Below are 16,603 nucleotides of genomic sequence, written 5' to 3' on the forward strand. Positions count from 1 at the left end.
CCGACTGAAGGTTCTGGAGACCGGGGGGTTCTCATCCGGCCGGGATGTAGCTTAGGTTAGCCTAACCTTGCTTGCTAGACCTTGGAGGGGGCATTCATGCCCACGAGACCCGTCCGTGCGTTCGCCGTCACCCTGCTGGCGGCCCTGCTGGGGGCGCTGCTCCCGGCGACCGCGGCCCGCGCGGGCACCGTACAGGGGGGTCGGCTCGACTGGGGCATCAAATCGTCTTTCCAGAGTTATGTCACCGGTCCGGTCGCGAAAGGCAGTTTCAAGCTGAAGGACGGGGCCGCCACGGTCGGCGGCAGCTTGTTCCGCTTCCACTCGGCCGCCGGCTCCTACGACCCGGACGCCGGCACCTTCGAGGCCTCCTACTCGGGCGGTGTGACCTTCCAGGGCCATCAGAAGCCCGACGGAGTCCACGAGCTGGACATGACCGTCAGCAATCCCACCGTCAAGATCAGCGGCGGCAACGGCACCCTGTACGTCGACGTCTCCAGCAAGGCCAAGGACACCGGCGCGGTCGGCCAGCAGTCGCGGGTGCCCTTCGCGACGCTCGGCCTCGGCGGCGTCGACATGAAGGGCGGAGTAAGCCCGCTGACCCTCACGAACATCCCCGCCACCCTCACCGTCCAAGGCGCCAAGGCCTTCGCCGGGTACTACGCGGCCGGTGCGCAGCTCGATCCCGTCTCGCTGTCCGCCGACGTCAAGGCCGCCCCCTCCGCGCAGCCCTCGCCGTCGGCGCCCGCTCAGCCGGACGCCACGGCCGAAGCCCCGCAGGCGCAGGGCGCCTTCGCCGACGCCGCCGTCGACTGGGGGGTGCGCCGCACCTTCCGCGAGTACGTCACCGGGTCGGTCGGCCAGGGCGGATGGACCCTCGCCGAGGGCGCCCAGGACGGTGGCGCGCTGTTCCGCTTCCCGCAGGGCAAGGGCGCGTACGACAGCGCGAAAGGCACTCTTGACGCGGCCTTCGCCGGCACCGTCCGGTTCACCGGCGCGCACTTGGACCTGAGGCTCGGCAAGGTCGGCGTGAAGGTGGAGAACGGCAAGGGCGTCCTGTCCGCGGACGTCACCACCGGCGGCGAGACGAAGAACGCCGTCGCGCTGGTGGAGTTCGACGCCAAGGGCCTGAAGACCGAGGGCAAGCTCGCCACGCTGACCGAGGCCCCCGCCACCCTCACCGAGGGCGGCTCCCAGGCCTTCAACTCCATGTACAAGGCCGGCACCGAGATGGACCCCGTCTCCCTCGCGATCGCCCTGGACGCCACCGCGCAACTGCCGGCCCTGCCCGACCTGGGCTCCACGGCCTCGCCCTCGCTCTCGCCCGCGTCGCCGGCCGCCGAGCCCGCTCCCACCGCGAAGGCCGGCCGGTCCTTCGACACCGGGCTCCTCATCGCCCTGGCCGTCGCCGTCCTGGTCCTGTCCGGCGGCGGCGCCTTCCTGGTGGTCCGCAAGCGGCGTACGGCAGCGGCCCCGGCGGCCCCGGCAGTGGCCCCGGCCCCGGGCCCGGAAGCGGCCGCCCCCGATACAGCGCCCACCGACGCACCGCAGTAGAGCCCCATCCTCCTTCCCCCGTCTGTTCCCTCAGGAGTCCCCAGCCATGTCGCCCATCCGCCGCCCCATCTCCCTCGCGGCCGCCGTCCTGACCGCCGCCGCGCTCGGCGCCACCGCCCTCGCACTGCCCGCCACCGCGGCGGGCGGGCCGCCCACCGAACCGCTGAAGATCACCGGTGGCTCCCTCGACTGGGGCGTGCTCGCCGGCTACCGCGCCTACGTGACCGGCATGGCCAAGGGCACCATCACCGTCGCGGACGGCGCCCGGCAGAACGACGACGGCACCCTGAGGTTCGTCGAGCCGACGGGTCAGTACGACCCGGCCGGCGGCCACGTGGTGAAGGCGGCCTTCAAGGGCAGCGTCACCTTCTCCTCGCCCGCCCCGCCGACCGGCCACGGCTTCGAGGTCAAGCTCTCGGACATCCGCATCGACACCGGCACCAGGAAGCTCACCGCGGACGTCACCAAGGGCGGCGCCACGGCCCAGGACGTACCGCTGGCCACGGTGGCCTTCGGCGGCCAGTCGATGACCAACCTGGAGACCAAGCTCACCAAGGAGGCCGCGGACGCGTTCGGTTCTCCGGGCTACGAGGGCAAGACGGGCGACCCGCTCACCGCGAAGCTGGAGTTCGAGAAGCCCGTCCCGACCCCGACCAAGCCCACGCCGACGCAGCCGACCCCGAGCAACACCGTGCCCACCCCGACGGCGCCCACCAAGCAGCCCGAGCCTCCGGCCGACGGCGTGCAGAGGGTCCTCAGCGGCAAGCTGACATGGGGTGTGAAGAAGTCCTTCCGCACGTACGTGCTGAGCGCGGGCTCGATCACCCCGGCCGGCGGGGCGGGCAAGAACGGCGACCTCTTCGACTTCGCCTTCGGCAAGGGCGAGCTGGACGTCAAGAAGCAGAAGCTGAACGCCTCCTTCGAGGGCAACCTCCGCTTCCGGTACGCGGCCCACGGCATAGACATGACCTTCGCCAACCCCCGCGTCGACGCCACCGGCAAGACCGGCACCCTGTACCTGGACGTCAAGAACGCCGCCGGCAGCAAGGCGGCCGTTCCCTTCGCGACGCTCGACCTTTCCAAGACCGACTACAAGACCAAGGGCGGCGTGCTGGTGCTGAACGCGGTTCCGGCGGCCTTCACCGCCGAGGGCGCCGCGGCCTTCGCCAACGACACCACCGGCTCCCTGTACAAGGCGGGCGACGCGATCGACCCGGTCACCTTCTCCGTGGCGGTGGACAAGGACGCCGTCCTGCCGACCACCGGGGCCATCACCGGCGGTACGGGCGGCAGCACGGGCGCCACCACCGCCGGTACGGGCGGCACTGTGGGAGGCACCGTGGGCGGCGGTACCGTCGGCGGCAACCTCGCCACCACCGGCGCCGAGATCCCGGCGACGGCCCTGCTCACCACCTCCGGCGCGGCCGTCGCGGCCGGCGTCGGCGCGGTGTTCCTCGCGCGCAGGCGGCGCACGGCCCAGGTCTGAGCCGTGTTTGAATTTCCGCGTGAACGATCTCGATGTGTTGAGGGTCTTCTGCGCGGGTGACGGCAGCCACGGCAACCTGCTCGGTGTCGTACGCGACGGCCGGTCCTGCCCCGACGACGCGTCGCGGCAGGCTCTGGCCGCCGAACTCGGCTACAGCGAGACGGTGTTCGTCGACGACCCCGAACGCGGCGTCGTCGACATCCGCACCCCCGGCACGCGGATGTCCTTCGCCGGGCATCCGCTGGTCGGGCTCGCCTGGCTGCTGGACATCGAGGAGCTCCAACCGCCGGCCGGATCCGTATGGGCCCGTGACGACGGGGAGTTCACCTGGATCACGGCCCGCCCCGAGTGGGTCGAGGGCAAGCGCACCGAGCAGTACGCGTCCGTCGCCGAGGTCGAAGCGCTGCCGGCCCCGCCGCCGGGCGAGGGCTGGCTGTACGCCTGGGCCTGGGAGGACGAGACGGCGGGCCGTGTACGGGCCCGCGGCTTTCCGCGCCGCCCCGACGGGGCCATCGCCGAGGACGAGGCCACCGGCTCGGCGGCGATCCTGCTGACGGCCCAGCTGAACCGCGCCCTCAACATCACCCAGGGCGCCGGCTCCCAGATCCTCACCGCTCCCAACCCCGACGGCACGATCGAGATCGGCGGCCGCGTCCGCTTCGCCCGGATCGCGCACCCGGACACCGCCTAGGGGTGGCCGGCGACCCCCGGGTAGCAAGCACGGGGCAAGCGCGTACAAGCCGGGCCCGGTGCGCTGTGCACCGGGCCCGGCCCTCTTTTCCCGCCGAACTCCCGCCGACCTCCCGGCCGAACTCCGCCTGGAACTGCGCCGGACAACTCCCCCGAGGGCTACGCACTGAGCGAGAACTGCTCGCCCAGCTCGCGGAAGACCGCGCCGTTGAAGTCGAAGGCGCGCTTGCACTCGTCGATGATGCGCTGCTTCTCCAGGTCGTCCGCGGCGATCGCGTCCAGCAGCTCGCGGTAGGTCCGCTTGAAGGCCGCCGGGTTGGAGATGTCCGCGAAGACGTAGAACCGGACGCCGTCGCCCTTGCGCTCGAATCCCCAGGTGCGCTCGGCCTTGTCGCGGATGATCTGGCCGCCGGAGAGGTCGCCCAGGTAGCGGGTGTAGTGGTGGGCCACGTACCCGCCCGGCCACTGCGCCGCGCATTCGGCCACGCGGGCGGCGTACGCCAGGGTCGCGGGCAGCGCCACGACGTTCTCGCGCCAGTCCGGCCCCAGCAGGTGCGCCAGGTCGCGCTCGATCTCGGCGACGCGCATCAGCTCGGGCTGGATGAACGGGCCCGCCACCGGGTCGGCCTTGAGGGACTCGGCGGCATCCTCCAGGGCCCGGTACACGAACCACAGCTGTTCGGTGTAGCGCGTGTACGCGTCCACGCCGAGCCGTCCGCCCAGCAGGTCGCTCATGAAGGTCGACGTCTCGGCCTCGGTGTGCTGCTCGTGCGACGCGACGCGGATGACCGTAGAGAAGGCGTCCAAGGCGGACCTCCAGGAAGAGGAAAAAGGCGTGGCGGCCGTGCCGCCACACCTGATCCTCCTACTTAGGCTTGCCTAAGTCAATGTGTTCCCGACGTCCTGTCGGGAAAAAAATCCCCGCTACGGCAGGGTCAGGATGTCCGCCCCGGAGTCCGTCACCACCAGGGTGTGCTCGAACTGCGCCGTCCGCCGGCGGTCCTTCGTGACGACCGTCCAGCCGTCCTCCCACATGTCGTACTCGTGGGTGCCCAGGGTCAGCATCGGCTCGATGGTGAAGGTCATCCCGGGCTCGATGACGGTGGTGGCGTGCGGGCTGTCGTAGTGCGGGATGATCAGGCCGGAGTGGAACGAGGAATTGATGCCGTGACCGGTGAAGTCCCGGACCACGCCGTAGCCGAAGCGCTTGGCGTACGACTCGATGACCCGGCCGATGATGTTGATCTGGCGGCCCGGCTTGACCGCCTTGACGGCCCGGTTCAGCGCCTCGCGGGTGCGTTCCACCAGCAGCCGCGACTCCTCGTCCACCTCACCGCACAGGTAGGTGGCGTTGTTGTCGCCGTGCACCCCGCCGATGTACGCGGTCACGTCGAGGTTCACGATGTCGCCGTCGCGCAGGACGGTGGAATCGGGGATGCCGTGGCAGATGACCTCGTTCACGGAGGAGCACAGCGACTTCGGGAAGCCCCGGTAGCCGAGCGTCGAGGGGTAGGCGCCGTGGTCGCACATGTACTCGTGGGCGACCTTGTCGAGTTCGTCGGTGGTCACCCCCGGCGCGATCAGCTTGGCGGCCTCTTCCATCGCCTGGGCGGCGATCCGGCCGGCGATGCGCATGGCCTCGATGGTCTCGGCCGACTGCACCTCCGGTCCGGTGTACGGAGTGGGCGCGGGCTTGCCCACGTACTCGGGCCGGCGGATGTTTCCGGGAACGGAACGGACGGGGGAAAGCTCGCCTGGTACGAGCAGCGACTGGCCAGACATGCAAGCGAGTGTATCCAGCGGGGATGGGGCAGCATGGCGGCAGAGAGCGGTAACGAGAGGAGCCTGACAACGATGGCCCTGTTCAAGAAGCGCCAGGTGGGCAAAGCGGGCGAGTGGTACTACTGCCTGGTCCACAACAAGGTCGAGGAAGGCCCCGAGTGCCCGGCGAAGGACCGTTTCGGTCCGTACGAGACCCCCGAGGAGGCGAGCCACGCCATGGAAACGGCGCAGGAACGCAACCTCGAATGGCAAAACGACCCGAAGTGGAACGACAAGAGCCGCGAGGAAGAAGAAGGCACGGCCCCCTGAGCGGCCGTGGGCCGGGGGCTCCTGCTCCTACCAGCGGCTGGGCGGCGGGGCGGTCAACTGATCGGCCAGCCGCGCCAGCCGGTCCCTCAGCCGGCGCGGCCCCCGCTGCGCCGGCATGCTGTTCTCCCCGGCCGCCGCGCTGACCAGGTGCTGCACGGTGTCCAGATCCAGTTCGGCGCCGCCCTCCGGCACCGACAGCGCATCATGCGCCAGCGCGCCCAGCTCAGGGTCCCCGCCGTCCAGGGACAGGACGGTCACCCCCGCGCGCCGCGCGTCGTGGACGCGCTCCAGCAGGCGCTCGCCGGGCTCCCCGGGCGCCACCACCAGCAGCGTGTGCCCGCGCCGGGCCGCCTCCAGCCGGCCCAGCCCCACCGACAGGTGCGGCGGCTCCCCGGGCCGCACCCGGTGGCGTACGAGCGTCGGCGCCAGCTCCGGCAGACCCGACCAGGCGGCCTCGTCCACCAGGTGCGCCGCCAGGTGCCAGGGCTCGTAGCGCTCGGTCCCCACCAGCAGCAGGTTCCCCCCGGCCGGCACGACGGACCGCCGCAGCGACCCGGCGAAGCGGCGCGCGGCGCCCGGCCACTGCGTACCGGCGAGCACCTCGCGCAGCAGCGCGACCCTCACGGCGTCCATGACGGGCATCCTGCACCATCCGACGGACACGGGGGAGCGGTTCGCCCCCGGCTCCCCCGTCCGCCGTGCGCCGCCCGCCGTCCCGCGGATCCCCGGCTCCCTGCGTGATCCCTCCCCTTCGACTGTGCCCTACCCGGCAGTACCCTCGCCCCCATGACTTCCTCAGACAGCACGCAGAAGCCGCCGGCCAAGGACCCGTGGGACCTGCCGGACGTGTCCGGCCTCGTCGTCGGCGTCCTCGGCGGCACCGGCGACCAGGGCCGGGGCCTCGCCTACCGGCTCGCCAGGGCCGGCCAGAAGGTGATCATCGGCTCCCGCGCCGCCGAGCGCGCCCAGAGCGCCGCCGACGAACTGGGCCTCGGTGTGGAGGGCGCGGACAACGCCGAGTGCGCGCGCCGCAGCGACATCGTCATCATCGCGGTGCCGTGGGAGGGCCACGCCAAGACCCTCGAAGCGCTCCGCGAGGATCTCGCCGGCAAGCTCGTCGTGGACTGCGTCAACCCGCTGGGCTTCGACAAGCAGGGCGCGTACGCCCTGCAGGTGGAAGAGGGCAGCGCCGCCCAGCAGGCCGCCGCCCTGCTCCCCGGCTCCCGCGTCACGGCGGCGTTCCACCACCTCTCGGCGGTCCTGCTCCAGGACGAGTCGATCGACGAGATCGACACCGACGTGATGGTCCTCGGCGAATCCCGCGCCGACACGGACCTCGTCCAGGCCCTGGCCGCCCGCATCCCGGGCATGCGCGGCGTCTTCGCCGGCCGCCTGCGCAACGCCCACCAGGTCGAGTCCCTGGTCGCCAACCTGATCTCCACCAACCGCCGCTACAAGGCCCACGCGGGCCTGCGCGTCACGGACGTCTGAGCCCGGACGCCCGCCCGGACGCCCCGGCGACGTCCTTACGGCAGCACTGCGGGGCATGGGGGACACTGGTGAGGCTCGACCCCGATCAGTGTTTCCGAGGAGCTCTTTCCATGCCCCGCCTTGCCGTCTTCGCCGTCGTCGTCTGCGTCCTCGCGGTCGTCGCTGCCGTCATCGCCTTCGTGGAGGGCAGCTTCCTGGGGATCGTCTGGGTGCTGCTGGCGGGCCTCACGTCCAACATGGCCTGGTACTACCTGCGCAAGGCGAAGGCCGAGAAGGCCGCCGCCACGCGCAACGCGGTCTGAGCCGGACGCCCTAGTCCAGCGGGACGGCACAGACCCCGGCACCCTCCTGCCAGAAGCGGTAGAGGTCGCGGCCGCACCACCAGTCCAGCTCCGACACGCCGAGTCCGGACAGCACGCCCTCCACCGCGTCGAAGAAGACCGCGTTGACCCCCGGGATCCACAGCAGCACGAAGATGCCGATCAGACCGTACGGCGCCAGCGGCTCCACCTCGCGGCGCACCCGGTGGGACAGCCAGGGCTCGATGACCCCGTAGCCGTCCAGGCCCGGCACCGGCAGGAAGTTCAGGATCGCCGCCGAGACCTGGAGCAGCGCCAGGAACGCGAGCGCGAAACGGAAGGGCATCGGCACCCCGTCGAGGGCGTCCAGCCAGAACGGCGCCGTGCAGACGACGGCGAAGGCCACGTTGGTGAGCGGTCCCGCCGCCGAGATGAGGCTGTGCTTCCAGCGCCCCTGGATCCGGCCGTGCTCGATGTAGACGGCGCCGCCGGGCAGGCCCAGCCCGCCCAGGATCACGAAGATCACCGGCAGGACGATGCTGAGCAGCCAGTGCGTGTACTTGAGCGGATTCAGCGTGAGGTAGCCCTTGGCGCCGACCGAGAGGTCGCCGCCGTGCAGGGCGGTGCGGGCGTGCGCGTACTCGTGCAGGCAGAGGGAGACGATCCACGCCGACGTCACCGAGAGGAAGACGGCGAGCCCGGTGCTCGTCGAGTACCCCGTCCACACCGCCCAGCCGGTGACGACCATGACGGCGACGATGCCTATGAATACCGAACTGATCCGCCGCTCGCTGCGGCTGCCCTGATGACCCATGCGGGGAAACCTATCCCGGGCACCCGGACGAAAACGGTTCGGGTCCCGGGCCGGGTCCGGAGACAATGGGCCGATGCGTTACGCGATCCTCGGCTCCGCCCAGGCCCTCCACGACGACGGGACCCCCGTCGCCGTCGGCGGCGCGCGCCTGCGGGCACTCCTGACCGCGCTCGCGCTGCGGCCGGGGCGGGCGGTGCCGGCCCGGCTGCTGATCGCCGAGGTGTGGGACGGCGACCCGCCGGCCGACGCGTCGGCGGCCCTGCAGGCGCTGGTCGCCCGGCTGCGGCGGGCGCTGGGGCACGCGGCCGTGCGCTCCGCGGATGGCGGCTACCAGCTGGCCGCCGAGCGGGAGGACGTCGACCTGTACCGCTTCGAGCAGCTGGCCCGCGCCGCCGGTGAGAAGCGGGACCCGGCCGAGGCGATGGCCCTCTACGAGGAGGCCCTCGCCCTGTGGCGCGGACCCGCGCTGGCGGACCTGCCCGACCCGGCCGCGGAGTCCGCGCGCTGGGAGGCCGTACGGATGGACGCGCGCCGCGGCCGGCTCGCCGCGGCCCTGGCGCTGGGCCACGCCGAGCGGTCCCTGCCGGAGCTGACCGCGCTGTGCGCGCAGCTGCCGCTGGACGAGCCGCTGCAGGCGCTGCGTCTTCGTGCGCTGCGCGACGCGGGCCGCCCGGCGGAGGCCCTGTCCGCCTACGACGGCGTCCGCCGGGACCTCGCCGACCGGCTCGGCACGGACCCGGGCCCCGCGCTGCGCGCCCTGCACACCGAACTCCTCAGTCCGCCGGACCCCGAGCTCCTGAGTCAGCCGGCCCCCGGGCCGGGGGCCGGGCCCGCGACCTCGTACGCGCCCGGCGGCCGGCCGCCGGGCGCCCCCGCCTCCGGCGGTCAGCCCGCGCACGCAGGGGCGCAGCCCCAGGTCGCCGACCCGGCCGGCGCGGGCGAGGGACCCGGCCCGGCTGCGGGACACGGCCGCGTCTCCGGGGCAGCCGGGCAGTCCCGCGGCCCGGGCGCGGGCGCGGAGGCCGCCTGGGGAGCCGCTGGCCCCGCTGCCCCCACCGCCCCCGCCGGCCCCACGCCCGGGCCGTACGGCGCCGCGGTCCGCCCGGAACCGGCCGCCCCCGTCCGGCCCGGCGCCCGGACTCAGCCGTATCCGGCCGGCGCGGGCGACGATGCCTTCCGGCGCGTCGGGCCGTGGTCCGGGGCGCAGCCTCCGCCCGCCGCCGGCTCCGCCGCCCCCTGGTACGGCCCGCCCCCCGCCGCCCTCGCCGGAGCCGGCCAGGGCAATCTGCGGGCGCGGCTCACCACCTTCGTCGGACGCGAGGACGACATCCGCGTCATCGGGGACGACCTCGCGCGGGCGCGGCTCGTCACGCTTCTCGGCCCCGGCGGGGCCGGGAAGACGCGGCTCTCGCAGGAGGCCGCCGAGGCGCACGCGGCGCACGGCGGATGGCCCGACGGGGTGTGGCTCGTCGAGCTGGCCCCCGTGGACGACCCGGAGGACGTCGCCGAGGCCACGCTCGCCGCGCTCGGGGCCCGGGAGACCAAGCTGCGCGGCGCCGCCGCCGAGGAACTGCGGGCGCTGACCGACCGCAACGGCGACGGCCCCCTGGACCGGCTCGCCGAGCACTGCGCGCGGCAGCGGCTCCTGCTGCTGCTCGACAACTGCGAGCACGTCGTCGGCGCGGCCGCCGAACTGGCCGAGGAACTCCTCGCACGCTGCCCCGGCGTGCAGATCCTGGCCACCAGCCGCGAACCCCTCGGTGTGCCGGGGGAGTCCCTGCGCCCGGTGGAGCCGCTGCCCGACCCCGTCGCCCTGCGGCTCCTCGGCGACCGGGGCGCCGCCGCCCGGCCGGGCTTCCGTACCGACGACGACCCGGCCGCGGCCGCCGAGATCTGCCGCCGCCTCGACGGCCTGCCGCTCGCCATCGAGCTGGCCGCCGCCCGGCTGCGGCTGCTGACGCCGCGCCAGATCGCCGACCGGCTCGACGACCGCTTCCGGCTTCTGACCAGCGGCGCCCGCACCGTGCTGCCGCGCCAGCAGACCCTGCGCGCCGTCGTCGACTGGTCGTGGGACCTGCTCGACGAGCCCGAGCGGGCCGTCCTGCGCAGGCTTTCCGTCTTCGCCGGCGGCTGCGACCTCGCCGCCGCCGAAGCCGTCTGCGCCGACCCCTCCTACGACACCGCGGACGTCCTCGGCTCCCTCGTCGACAAGTCCCTCGTCGTCGCCGCCCCCGGCTCCGACGGCTCCGGCATGCGCTACCGCCTCCTGGAGACCGTCGGTGAGTACGCCGCCGAGCGGCTCGCCGCGGCCGAAGGGGACCGCGAGCACACCGAGCGCCGCCACCTCGTCCACTACCGCGAACTGGCCCGCACCACCGAGCCCCGGCTGCGCGGCCACGGCCAGCGGGCCGCGACCGAGCGCCTCGCCACCGAGTACGAGAACCTGCGCACCGCCCTGCGCCGCGCCGTCGCCGCCCGGGACGCCGGCGAGGTGCTGTGCCTCGTCCACTCGCTGGGCTGGTACTGGCACATGCACGACCTGGCGACCGAGTCCCGGCACTGGTCCGAGGCGGCCGCCGCGCTCGGCCCCAACCCCTTCGCGGCGCCCGTCACCCCCGCCGCGCCCGTCCACGAGCGGATCGTCGACACGCCCCCGCCCTACTCCGGCGAACTGCTCACCGAGGCCTGGCGCGGCGTCCAGCTGATCCGGCTGGCCGCCCGCGACCAGAACAGCGCCACCTGGGACACCCCCGAGGTCCGCGCCCAGATCGACGGCGTGCTCGCCACCTACCGGCCCGGGCTGCCGCAGACCTGCCGGTCCCCCTCCAACCTGTGGATCTACGCCGTCATGATCGCGGGCGACGCCGGGCTGCTCCAGCGCGTCGTGGACGAGACCGTCGAGACCTGCCGTGCGTTCGGATACCGCTGGGAGCTCGCCTCGGCCCTCCAGCTCCGGGCCAACATCTTCGCCAACCGGGCCGACTGGGCCGGCGACGCCTCCCGCGACGCCGACGAGAGCCTGGCCCTCTTCCAAGAACTCGGCGACGCCTGGGGCTGCGCCGAGGCCCTGTCCGCGCGCGCCGAGTCCCGGGAGAAGCGCGGTATGTACGCGCAGGCCGCCGACGACTTCCGGGCGGCGATCGAACACGCCGAACGCCTGGGCGCCAAGGCCCAGGTCACGGTGTTGCGCGTACGGATGGCGGGGACGCTGTTCGAGAACGGGGAGGCGGAGGAGGCCGAGGCGATCCTCACGGAGATCACCGCCAGCGTTCAGCGCTTCGGCAACGAGGCCATGCCCGCCGCCCGGATGTTCTTCGCGGGCATCCTCGGCCGCACCGGCCGGACCGCCGAGGCCCGGGCCCAGCTTGAGGCGCTGCGCGAGGACTTCGCGCTCGGTGCGTACGCCCTCTTCGACGTGTTCCTCCTCGCCACGATCGGCTGGCTGGACAACCAGGAGGGCCTGTACGAGGACGCTCTCGTGCGGACCCGCGAGGCCATGGGCAGGGTCCAGGATCCGCTCGTGCTGATGGTCGCCCCGCAGCTGCCGGCGGTGTACCTGCTGACCGGGGCCGTCTCGCTCGTCTCGCTCGTCTCGCTCGTCGGCCCGCAGCGCGAGCACGACGCCGCCCGGCTGCTCGGCGCCTACCGGGCGCACCTGCCCCCCGGACATTTCCCCGTGACCACGGAACGCGAGGACTTCGCCCACGCCGAGGGGCTGGCGCGGACGGCGCTCGGCGACGCCGCCTACGAGAAGGCGTACGCCGAAGGCGGCGGCCTCTCCCTGGAGGAGGCCACCGCCCTCATCTGACCCGGCCTTGGGCCGGTGTCCGTCCGGGACGCGATCCGGAATGGACCGGTCCGCGGGTCAGGTCTTCTGGCGGAACTTCCGGACCGCGAGCGGCATGGTGGCTGCCGTGAGCACCAGCGACCAGACCAGGGTCATCCACACCGAGTCTCCGACGGGCGTCCCGTTGATCAGCGCACGGGCGGCGTCGGCCAGGTTGGACAGCGGGTTGTAGTCCGTGAAGGCCTGCAGCCAGCCGGGCATCGTGGACGGCGGGGCGAAGATCGAGCTGCCGAACTGCAGCGGCATCAGGACGAGCATCGCCATGCCCTGGACGGCCTGCGCGGTCTTCATGGTGAGGCCGAGCAGTACGAAGATCCACATCAGCGAGGCGCCGAAGACGGCCGCCAGACCGATGGCGAGGAACAGCCCCAGGATCGGGCCCTTGATCGACAGGCCGAGCAGGAAGCCCACGCAGAGCAGGATCGCGATGGCGGCCATCATCCGGCCGATCTCGACGACGATCTTCGCGATGAGCACCGACGAACGGGCGATCGGCATGGACCGGAACCGGTCCATCACACCCTTCTTGAAGTCGTCGTTGACTCCGGTGCCCACTCCCATCGCGATGTTCATGCCCATCATGGCCATGAGGCCCGGGACCACGTAGTTGACGTAGCCCTCCTGGTTGCCCTTGCCGGAGATCGCGCCGCCGAAGACGAAGACGAACAACAGCGTGAAGATGATGGGCATGAGCACGACGTCGAACATCGACTCCGGGTCCTGCTTGATCTGCAGCGCGTTGCGGCGCACGAGCGCGCCGATGTGCCGCAGGTTGGCCCGCAGGCCGATCCGGCCCTCGCCCGAGGGCGCGGCCACCGGGGCCCGACCGGGCGCCGTGGGCGCGCGCTTCGTCGTGGTTACGGTGCTCATGCCGCGACCTCCTCGGTCTTCTCGGTGGGGACGGAGTCCTCGACGGCGGTGGGCTTCTGACCGGTGATGGCCAGGAACACCTCGTCGAGGCTGGGCAGGTAGGTGCCGAGGTCGGCGATCGCGTACCCGCGGGCGGCCAGCAGACCGACCACGGCGGTCAGCTGCTCGTCGCTCAGGATCGGGACCAGCAGCACGCCCTCGTCGGGAACGGCCTGGGTGCCGGCCACGCCGTCCAGTCCGGCCTCGGCCAGCGCGCGGGCCATGCCCGGCAGGTCCGAGGAGGCCACGGGGCGGATCTTCAAGGTGCGCCCGCCGACGCGCGCCTTCAGCTCGTCGACCTTGCCCTTGGCGATGACCTTGCCGCGGTCGATGACCGTGAGCTCGCTGGCGAGCTGCTCGGCCTCCTCCATGTACTGGGTGGTGAGCAGCACCGTGGCGCCCTCGGCGACCAGTCGCTGGACCTCGTCCCACACCTCGTTGCGCGTGCGCGGGTCCAGACCCGTGGTCGGCTCGTCCAGGTAGAGCACGGCCGGGTTGCCGATCAGCGAGGCGGCGAGGTCGAGCCGGCGACGCATGCCGCCGGAGTAGTTCATGGCGGCCTTCTTGGCGGCCTCGGTCAGGGAGAACCGCTCCAGCATCTCGTCCGCACGGCGGCGGGCGTCCTTGCGGGAGAGGTCGAGAAGCCGCCCGATCATGTAGAGGTTCTCCCAGCCGGAGAGCTTCTCGTCGACCGAGGCGTACTGGCCGGTGAGGCCTATGGTGCGGCGCAGCTGCCGCGGCTGGCGGACCACGTCGAAGCCCGCGACGGTCGCCGTGCCGGCGTCCGGTGCGATCAGAGTGGAGAGGCAGCGCACCAGCGTGGTCTTGCCGGCCCCGTTGGGCCCGAGGACCCCGAGGACCGTTCCCTCGCGGACGTCCAGGTCGACACCGTCGAGGGCCTTGGTCTCGCCGTAGTGCTTGACCAGCCCCCGTACTTCCACGGCGTTGGGGTTCTTGTCGTTTCGCGTCATGCCCACCATGGGACCAGGTGCCACTGACAAAACACCGACAGGCGGCCTACAGCCCGGCTACAGGCAGCCGACAGTCCGCCTGGAGCCGGTGTGCGGCAGCCCGCCGGCGAGATGCCGACGGGCTGCCGTACCGCTCACCTCATCAGTGGAAGGCGTGCTCCTCCTGGGGGAACGTTCCGCCGACCACGTCCTCGGCGAAGGCCTTCGCCGCGTCGCCCATGGTCTCGCGGAGCTTGGCGTACTGCTTCACGAACCGGGGCAGCTTTCCGCTGGTCAGGCCCATCATGTCGGTCCACACGAGGACCTGAGCGTCGCATTGCGCGCCCGCGCCGATGCCGACCGTCGGGATGTGCAGGGACCGGGTGACCTCGGCGGCCAGCTCGGCCGGAACGAGCTCCAGCACCACCGCGAAGGCACCCGCGTCCTGCGCCGCCTTCGCATCGCGCAGGAGCTGGTGGGCGGCCTCGTCGCCGCGGCCCTGCACCCGGTAGCCCATGGCGTTGACGGACTGCGGGGTCAGGCCCAGGTGGGACATGACGGGGATGCCGGACTGCACGATCAGCTCGGTCTGGTGCAGCGAGCGCTCGCCGCCCTCCAGCTTCACCGCTCCGACCCCGGCCTCCTTGACGAGCCTGGTGGCGCTGCGCAGCGCCTGCACGGCGCCTTCCTGGTACGAGCCGAACGGCATGTCGCCGATGACCAGCGCGCGGCTCGTGCCGCGCACGACGGCCGCCGAGAGCATGGTCATCTGGTCCATGGTCACCGGGACGGTGGAGTCGTAGCCGAGGTGGCAATTGCCCATCGAGTCGCCGACGAGGATGACCGGGATGCCGGCCTCGTCGAAGACGGACGCGGTCATCGCGTCGTAGGCGGTCAGCATGGGCCACTTCTCGCCGCGTTCCTTGGCGAGGGTCAGGTCGCGGACGGTGATGCGCCGGGTGCCCGTGCCTCCGTACAGGGTGGGGGAGGCCGCGGATGCTGATGCGCGGGCAGGCGAAACGGCATGCGTCATTGCAACTGCTCCTTGTGTCATCTCGAGGCGCCCTCACGGCGTCCCCGGACTCACCCACCATGGTGGCATCCACGTGGCCAAAGGCGGAAGTGGTAGGCGGGGCGAGCCGACGCGCGGGCTGCAATGTGCGCGTTTCGTGACAAGCGGAACCCCTGGCGTACGGCCGTTCGTCCTCCCGGACGTACGACCGCGACGGGCGGTCGTGACGTAGGGCACGGAAGGCTCCGGTCATCGCCTAGGGTCAAGGGGCGGGGACGGAGCGCGAGCACGGCAGTGAGGGCAGTGGCATGGCACAGGCGTACATGACGGAGTCGGGGAACGGCGGCTCGGAGCCCGAGCCCTCCGCATCCCGCTTCCGGCGCCGGCTGGCCGAACTGCGCCACGACCCCGGGATCTGGCGGCGCGGATGGGTCCTGGCGGCGCTCGCCGTGCTGATCGCGCTGGTCATGATCTTCCATGCGGACCTGCCCAACGACGTGGGCAACCTCGGCAGCCTCACCGAGACCTTCCTGCCCTGGCTGGGCCTGGCCGTCCCGGTCCTGCTGGCAGCAGCCGTCTACCGCCGGTCCGCGACCGCGCTCATCGCGGTGCTGCTGACGGCCGTGGTCTGGGGCAACCTCTTCGGCGGCCTCGTCAGCGACAAGTCCGGCCCCGGCGGCAACCTCGTGGTCGCCACCCACAACGTCGACGCCGACAACGCCGACCCGCGCGGCACAGCCGATTCGGTCGCCCGGTCCGGGGCCGACGTCCTGGCCCTGACCGAGCTCAAGGGGAGCGCCGTCCCCGTCTACGAGAAGGCCCTGGCCGGAACGTACAAGTACCACTCCGTCGAGGGCACGGTCGGCCTGTGGAGCAAGTACCCGCTGAGCGCCAGCGCGCCCGTCGACATCAGAATGGGCTGGACCCGTGCCATGCGCGCCACCGTCGCCACGCCCCACGGGGACATCGCCGCCTTCGTCGCCCACCTCCCCTCGGTCCGGGTCAAACTGAAGGCCGGCTTCACTGCGAACCAGCGCGACGAGAGCGCCGACGCGCTGGGCGCCGCGCTCGCCGCCGAACCGCTGAAGAAGGTCATTCTGCTCGGCGACCTCAACGGCACCATGAACGACCGCGCCCTGTCCGAGGTCACCTCGCAGATGCGCTCCACCCAGGGTGCGGCGGGCGACGGCTTCGGCTTCAGCTGGCCCGCGCAGTTCCCGATGGCCCGGATCGACCAGATCATGGTCCGCGGGGTCCGGCCGGAGGCCTCCTGGACCCTGCCGCGCACGGGCAGCGACCACCTCCCGGTCGCGGCCCGGGTGACGGTGAAGAAGTAGGCGGACCCGGGACGAGGGCGCGCACACGGGGAGGGGGGGGGGCCGCCCAAGAGGGGGGGGGCGCCCCTAGCGACCCCAAACACCCCCCCCGGGGCGGGCCGGTGGTGGTGGGGGGCCGCGCCCGCC

General features: G+C 72.6%; 15 protein-coding genes. 8 read left to right on the forward strand and 7 right to left on the reverse strand.

Features of this window, described 5'->3' with window-relative positions; all coding sequences use genetic code 11:
• Positions 1 to 96 precede the first annotated feature (96 nt).
• Genes ACWGIF_RS23600 through ACWGIF_RS23610 form a run of 3 tightly spaced genes read left to right on the forward strand, consistent with a single transcriptional unit; the run spans position 97 to position 3,728 of the window.
• Complete coding sequence (locus ACWGIF_RS23600) at positions 97 to 1,551, forward strand: HtaA domain-containing protein (protein ID WP_453500434.1); 1,455 nt, start codon at positions 97 to 99, stop codon at positions 1,549 to 1,551.
• Positions 1,552 to 1,597: 46 nt separating this feature from the next.
• The gene (locus ACWGIF_RS23605) at positions 1,598 to 3,037 is read left to right on the forward strand and encodes an HtaA domain-containing protein (protein WP_453500436.1); all 1,440 of its coding nucleotides are present in this window, start codon (positions 1,598 to 1,600) and stop codon (positions 3,035 to 3,037) included.
• Between the two features lie 19 nt (positions 3,038 to 3,056).
• On the forward strand, positions 3,057 to 3,728 hold the full coding sequence (locus tag ACWGIF_RS23610; protein ID WP_453500438.1) for a PhzF family phenazine biosynthesis protein: 672 nt from the start codon (positions 3,057 to 3,059) through the stop codon (positions 3,726 to 3,728).
• Positions 3,729 to 3,886: 158 nt separating this feature from the next.
• On the opposite strand, the gene ACWGIF_RS23615 is transcribed toward ACWGIF_RS23610, so the two are convergent.
• Both ACWGIF_RS23615 and map read right to left on the reverse strand, forming a co-directional pair.
• A complete protein-coding gene (locus ACWGIF_RS23615) occupies positions 3,887 to 4,534 on the reverse strand; it encodes a biliverdin-producing heme oxygenase (protein WP_453500440.1) in 648 nt (215 codons plus the stop codon).
• 117 nt (positions 4,535 to 4,651) lie between these two features.
• Positions 4,652 to 5,509, reverse strand: coding sequence for a type I methionyl aminopeptidase (gene map / locus ACWGIF_RS23620; RefSeq protein WP_453500442.1), 858 nt, complete (start codon positions 5,507 to 5,509; stop codon positions 4,652 to 4,654).
• A 72-nt stretch (positions 5,510 to 5,581) separates the two neighbouring features.
• Between map and ACWGIF_RS23625 the strand changes: the two genes are divergently transcribed.
• Entirely contained in the window at positions 5,582 to 5,818 is a 237-nt protein-coding gene (locus ACWGIF_RS23625) for a hypothetical protein (protein WP_453500444.1), read from the forward strand.
• 27 nt (positions 5,819 to 5,845) lie between these two features.
• Here the strand turns inward: ACWGIF_RS23625 and ACWGIF_RS23630 are convergent, their stop codons facing one another.
• Positions 5,846 to 6,451, reverse strand: coding sequence for a hypothetical protein (locus tag ACWGIF_RS23630; protein ID WP_453500446.1), 606 nt, complete (start codon positions 6,449 to 6,451; stop codon positions 5,846 to 5,848).
• Positions 6,452 to 6,604: 153 nt separating this feature from the next.
• Here ACWGIF_RS23630 and npdG point away from each other — a divergent pair, with 153 nt between their 5' ends.
• Both npdG and ACWGIF_RS23640 read left to right on the forward strand, forming a co-directional pair.
• Complete coding sequence (gene npdG / locus ACWGIF_RS23635) at positions 6,605 to 7,309, forward strand: NADPH-dependent F420 reductase (protein WP_453500448.1); 705 nt, start codon at positions 6,605 to 6,607, stop codon at positions 7,307 to 7,309.
• A gap of 110 nt (positions 7,310 to 7,419) precedes the next feature.
• Positions 7,420 to 7,611: a hypothetical protein gene (locus ACWGIF_RS23640; protein WP_453500450.1), complete on the forward strand. Its 192-nt coding sequence runs from the start codon at positions 7,420 to 7,422 to the stop codon at positions 7,609 to 7,611.
• A gap of 10 nt (positions 7,612 to 7,621) precedes the next feature.
• On the opposite strand, the gene ACWGIF_RS23645 is transcribed toward ACWGIF_RS23640, so the two are convergent.
• Entirely contained in the window at positions 7,622 to 8,422 is an 801-nt protein-coding gene (locus tag ACWGIF_RS23645) for a site-2 protease family protein (RefSeq protein ID WP_453500452.1), read from the reverse strand.
• Between the two features lie 73 nt (positions 8,423 to 8,495).
• On the opposite strand from ACWGIF_RS23645, the gene ACWGIF_RS23650 reads away from it, so the two are divergent.
• Positions 8,496 to 12,230, forward strand: a complete 3,735-nt coding sequence (locus ACWGIF_RS23650) for an AfsR/SARP family transcriptional regulator (RefSeq protein ID WP_453500454.1) — start codon at positions 8,496 to 8,498, stop codon at positions 12,228 to 12,230.
• Between the two features lie 57 nt (positions 12,231 to 12,287).
• Here ACWGIF_RS23650 and ACWGIF_RS23655 read toward each other — a convergent pair whose 3' ends face one another.
• The 3 genes from ACWGIF_RS23655 to panB all read right to left on the reverse strand — a co-directional run bounded on the left by ACWGIF_RS23655 (position 12,288) and on the right by panB (position 15,161).
• A complete protein-coding gene (locus ACWGIF_RS23655) occupies positions 12,288 to 13,139 on the reverse strand; it encodes an ABC transporter permease (RefSeq protein WP_453500456.1) in 852 nt (283 codons plus the stop codon).
• The gene (locus ACWGIF_RS23660) at positions 13,136 to 14,158 is read right to left on the reverse strand and encodes an ATP-binding cassette domain-containing protein (protein ID WP_453500458.1); all 1,023 of its coding nucleotides are present in this window, start codon (positions 14,156 to 14,158) and stop codon (positions 13,136 to 13,138) included. The genes ACWGIF_RS23655 and ACWGIF_RS23660 overlap by 4 nt, the downstream gene beginning before the upstream one ends.
• Positions 14,159 to 14,291: 133 nt before the next feature.
• The gene (gene panB, locus ACWGIF_RS23665) at positions 14,292 to 15,161 is read right to left on the reverse strand and encodes a 3-methyl-2-oxobutanoate hydroxymethyltransferase (protein ID WP_453500460.1); all 870 of its coding nucleotides are present in this window, start codon (positions 15,159 to 15,161) and stop codon (positions 14,292 to 14,294) included.
• Positions 15,162 to 15,448: 287 nt separating this feature from the next.
• Here panB and ACWGIF_RS23670 point away from each other — a divergent pair, with 287 nt between their 5' ends.
• On the forward strand, positions 15,449 to 16,477 hold the full coding sequence (locus ACWGIF_RS23670; protein WP_453500462.1) for an endonuclease/exonuclease/phosphatase family protein: 1,029 nt from the start codon (positions 15,449 to 15,451) through the stop codon (positions 16,475 to 16,477).
• The last annotated feature ends 126 nt before the right edge of the window (positions 16,478 to 16,603 follow it).

The sequence above is a fragment of the Streptomyces sp. NPDC054849 genome (assembly GCF_053610945.1).

Coding starts and splice junctions, on each gene's coding strand:
- panB (WP_453500460.1), bottom strand. CDS start 15,161: ATGACGCATGCCGTTTCGCCTGCCCGCGCATCAGCATCCGCGGCCTCC.
- npdG (WP_453500448.1), top strand. CDS start 6,605: ATGACTTCCTCAGACAGCACGCAGAAGCCGCCGGCCAAGGACCCGTGG.
- ACWGIF_RS23650 (WP_453500454.1), top strand. CDS start 8,496: ATGCGTTACGCGATCCTCGGCTCCGCCCAGGCCCTCCACGACGACGGG.
- ACWGIF_RS23605 (WP_453500436.1), top strand. CDS start 1,598: ATGTCGCCCATCCGCCGCCCCATCTCCCTCGCGGCCGCCGTCCTGACC.
- ACWGIF_RS23630 (WP_453500446.1), bottom strand. CDS start 6,451: ATGGACGCCGTGAGGGTCGCGCTGCTGCGCGAGGTGCTCGCCGGTACG.
- ACWGIF_RS23645 (WP_453500452.1), bottom strand. CDS start 8,422: ATGGGTCATCAGGGCAGCCGCAGCGAGCGGCGGATCAGTTCGGTATTC.
- ACWGIF_RS23600 (WP_453500434.1), top strand. CDS start 97: ATGCCCACGAGACCCGTCCGTGCGTTCGCCGTCACCCTGCTGGCGGCC.
- ACWGIF_RS23655 (WP_453500456.1), bottom strand. CDS start 13,139: ATGAGCACCGTAACCACGACGAAGCGCGCGCCCACGGCGCCCGGTCGG.
- map (WP_453500442.1), bottom strand. CDS start 5,509: ATGTCTGGCCAGTCGCTGCTCGTACCAGGCGAGCTTTCCCCCGTCCGT.
- ACWGIF_RS23660 (WP_453500458.1), bottom strand. CDS start 14,158: ATGGTGGGCATGACGCGAAACGACAAGAACCCCAACGCCGTGGAAGTA.
- ACWGIF_RS23625 (WP_453500444.1), top strand. CDS start 5,582: ATGGCCCTGTTCAAGAAGCGCCAGGTGGGCAAAGCGGGCGAGTGGTAC.
- ACWGIF_RS23670 (WP_453500462.1), top strand. CDS start 15,449: ATGGCACAGGCGTACATGACGGAGTCGGGGAACGGCGGCTCGGAGCCC.
- ACWGIF_RS23640 (WP_453500450.1), top strand. CDS start 7,420: ATGCCCCGCCTTGCCGTCTTCGCCGTCGTCGTCTGCGTCCTCGCGGTC.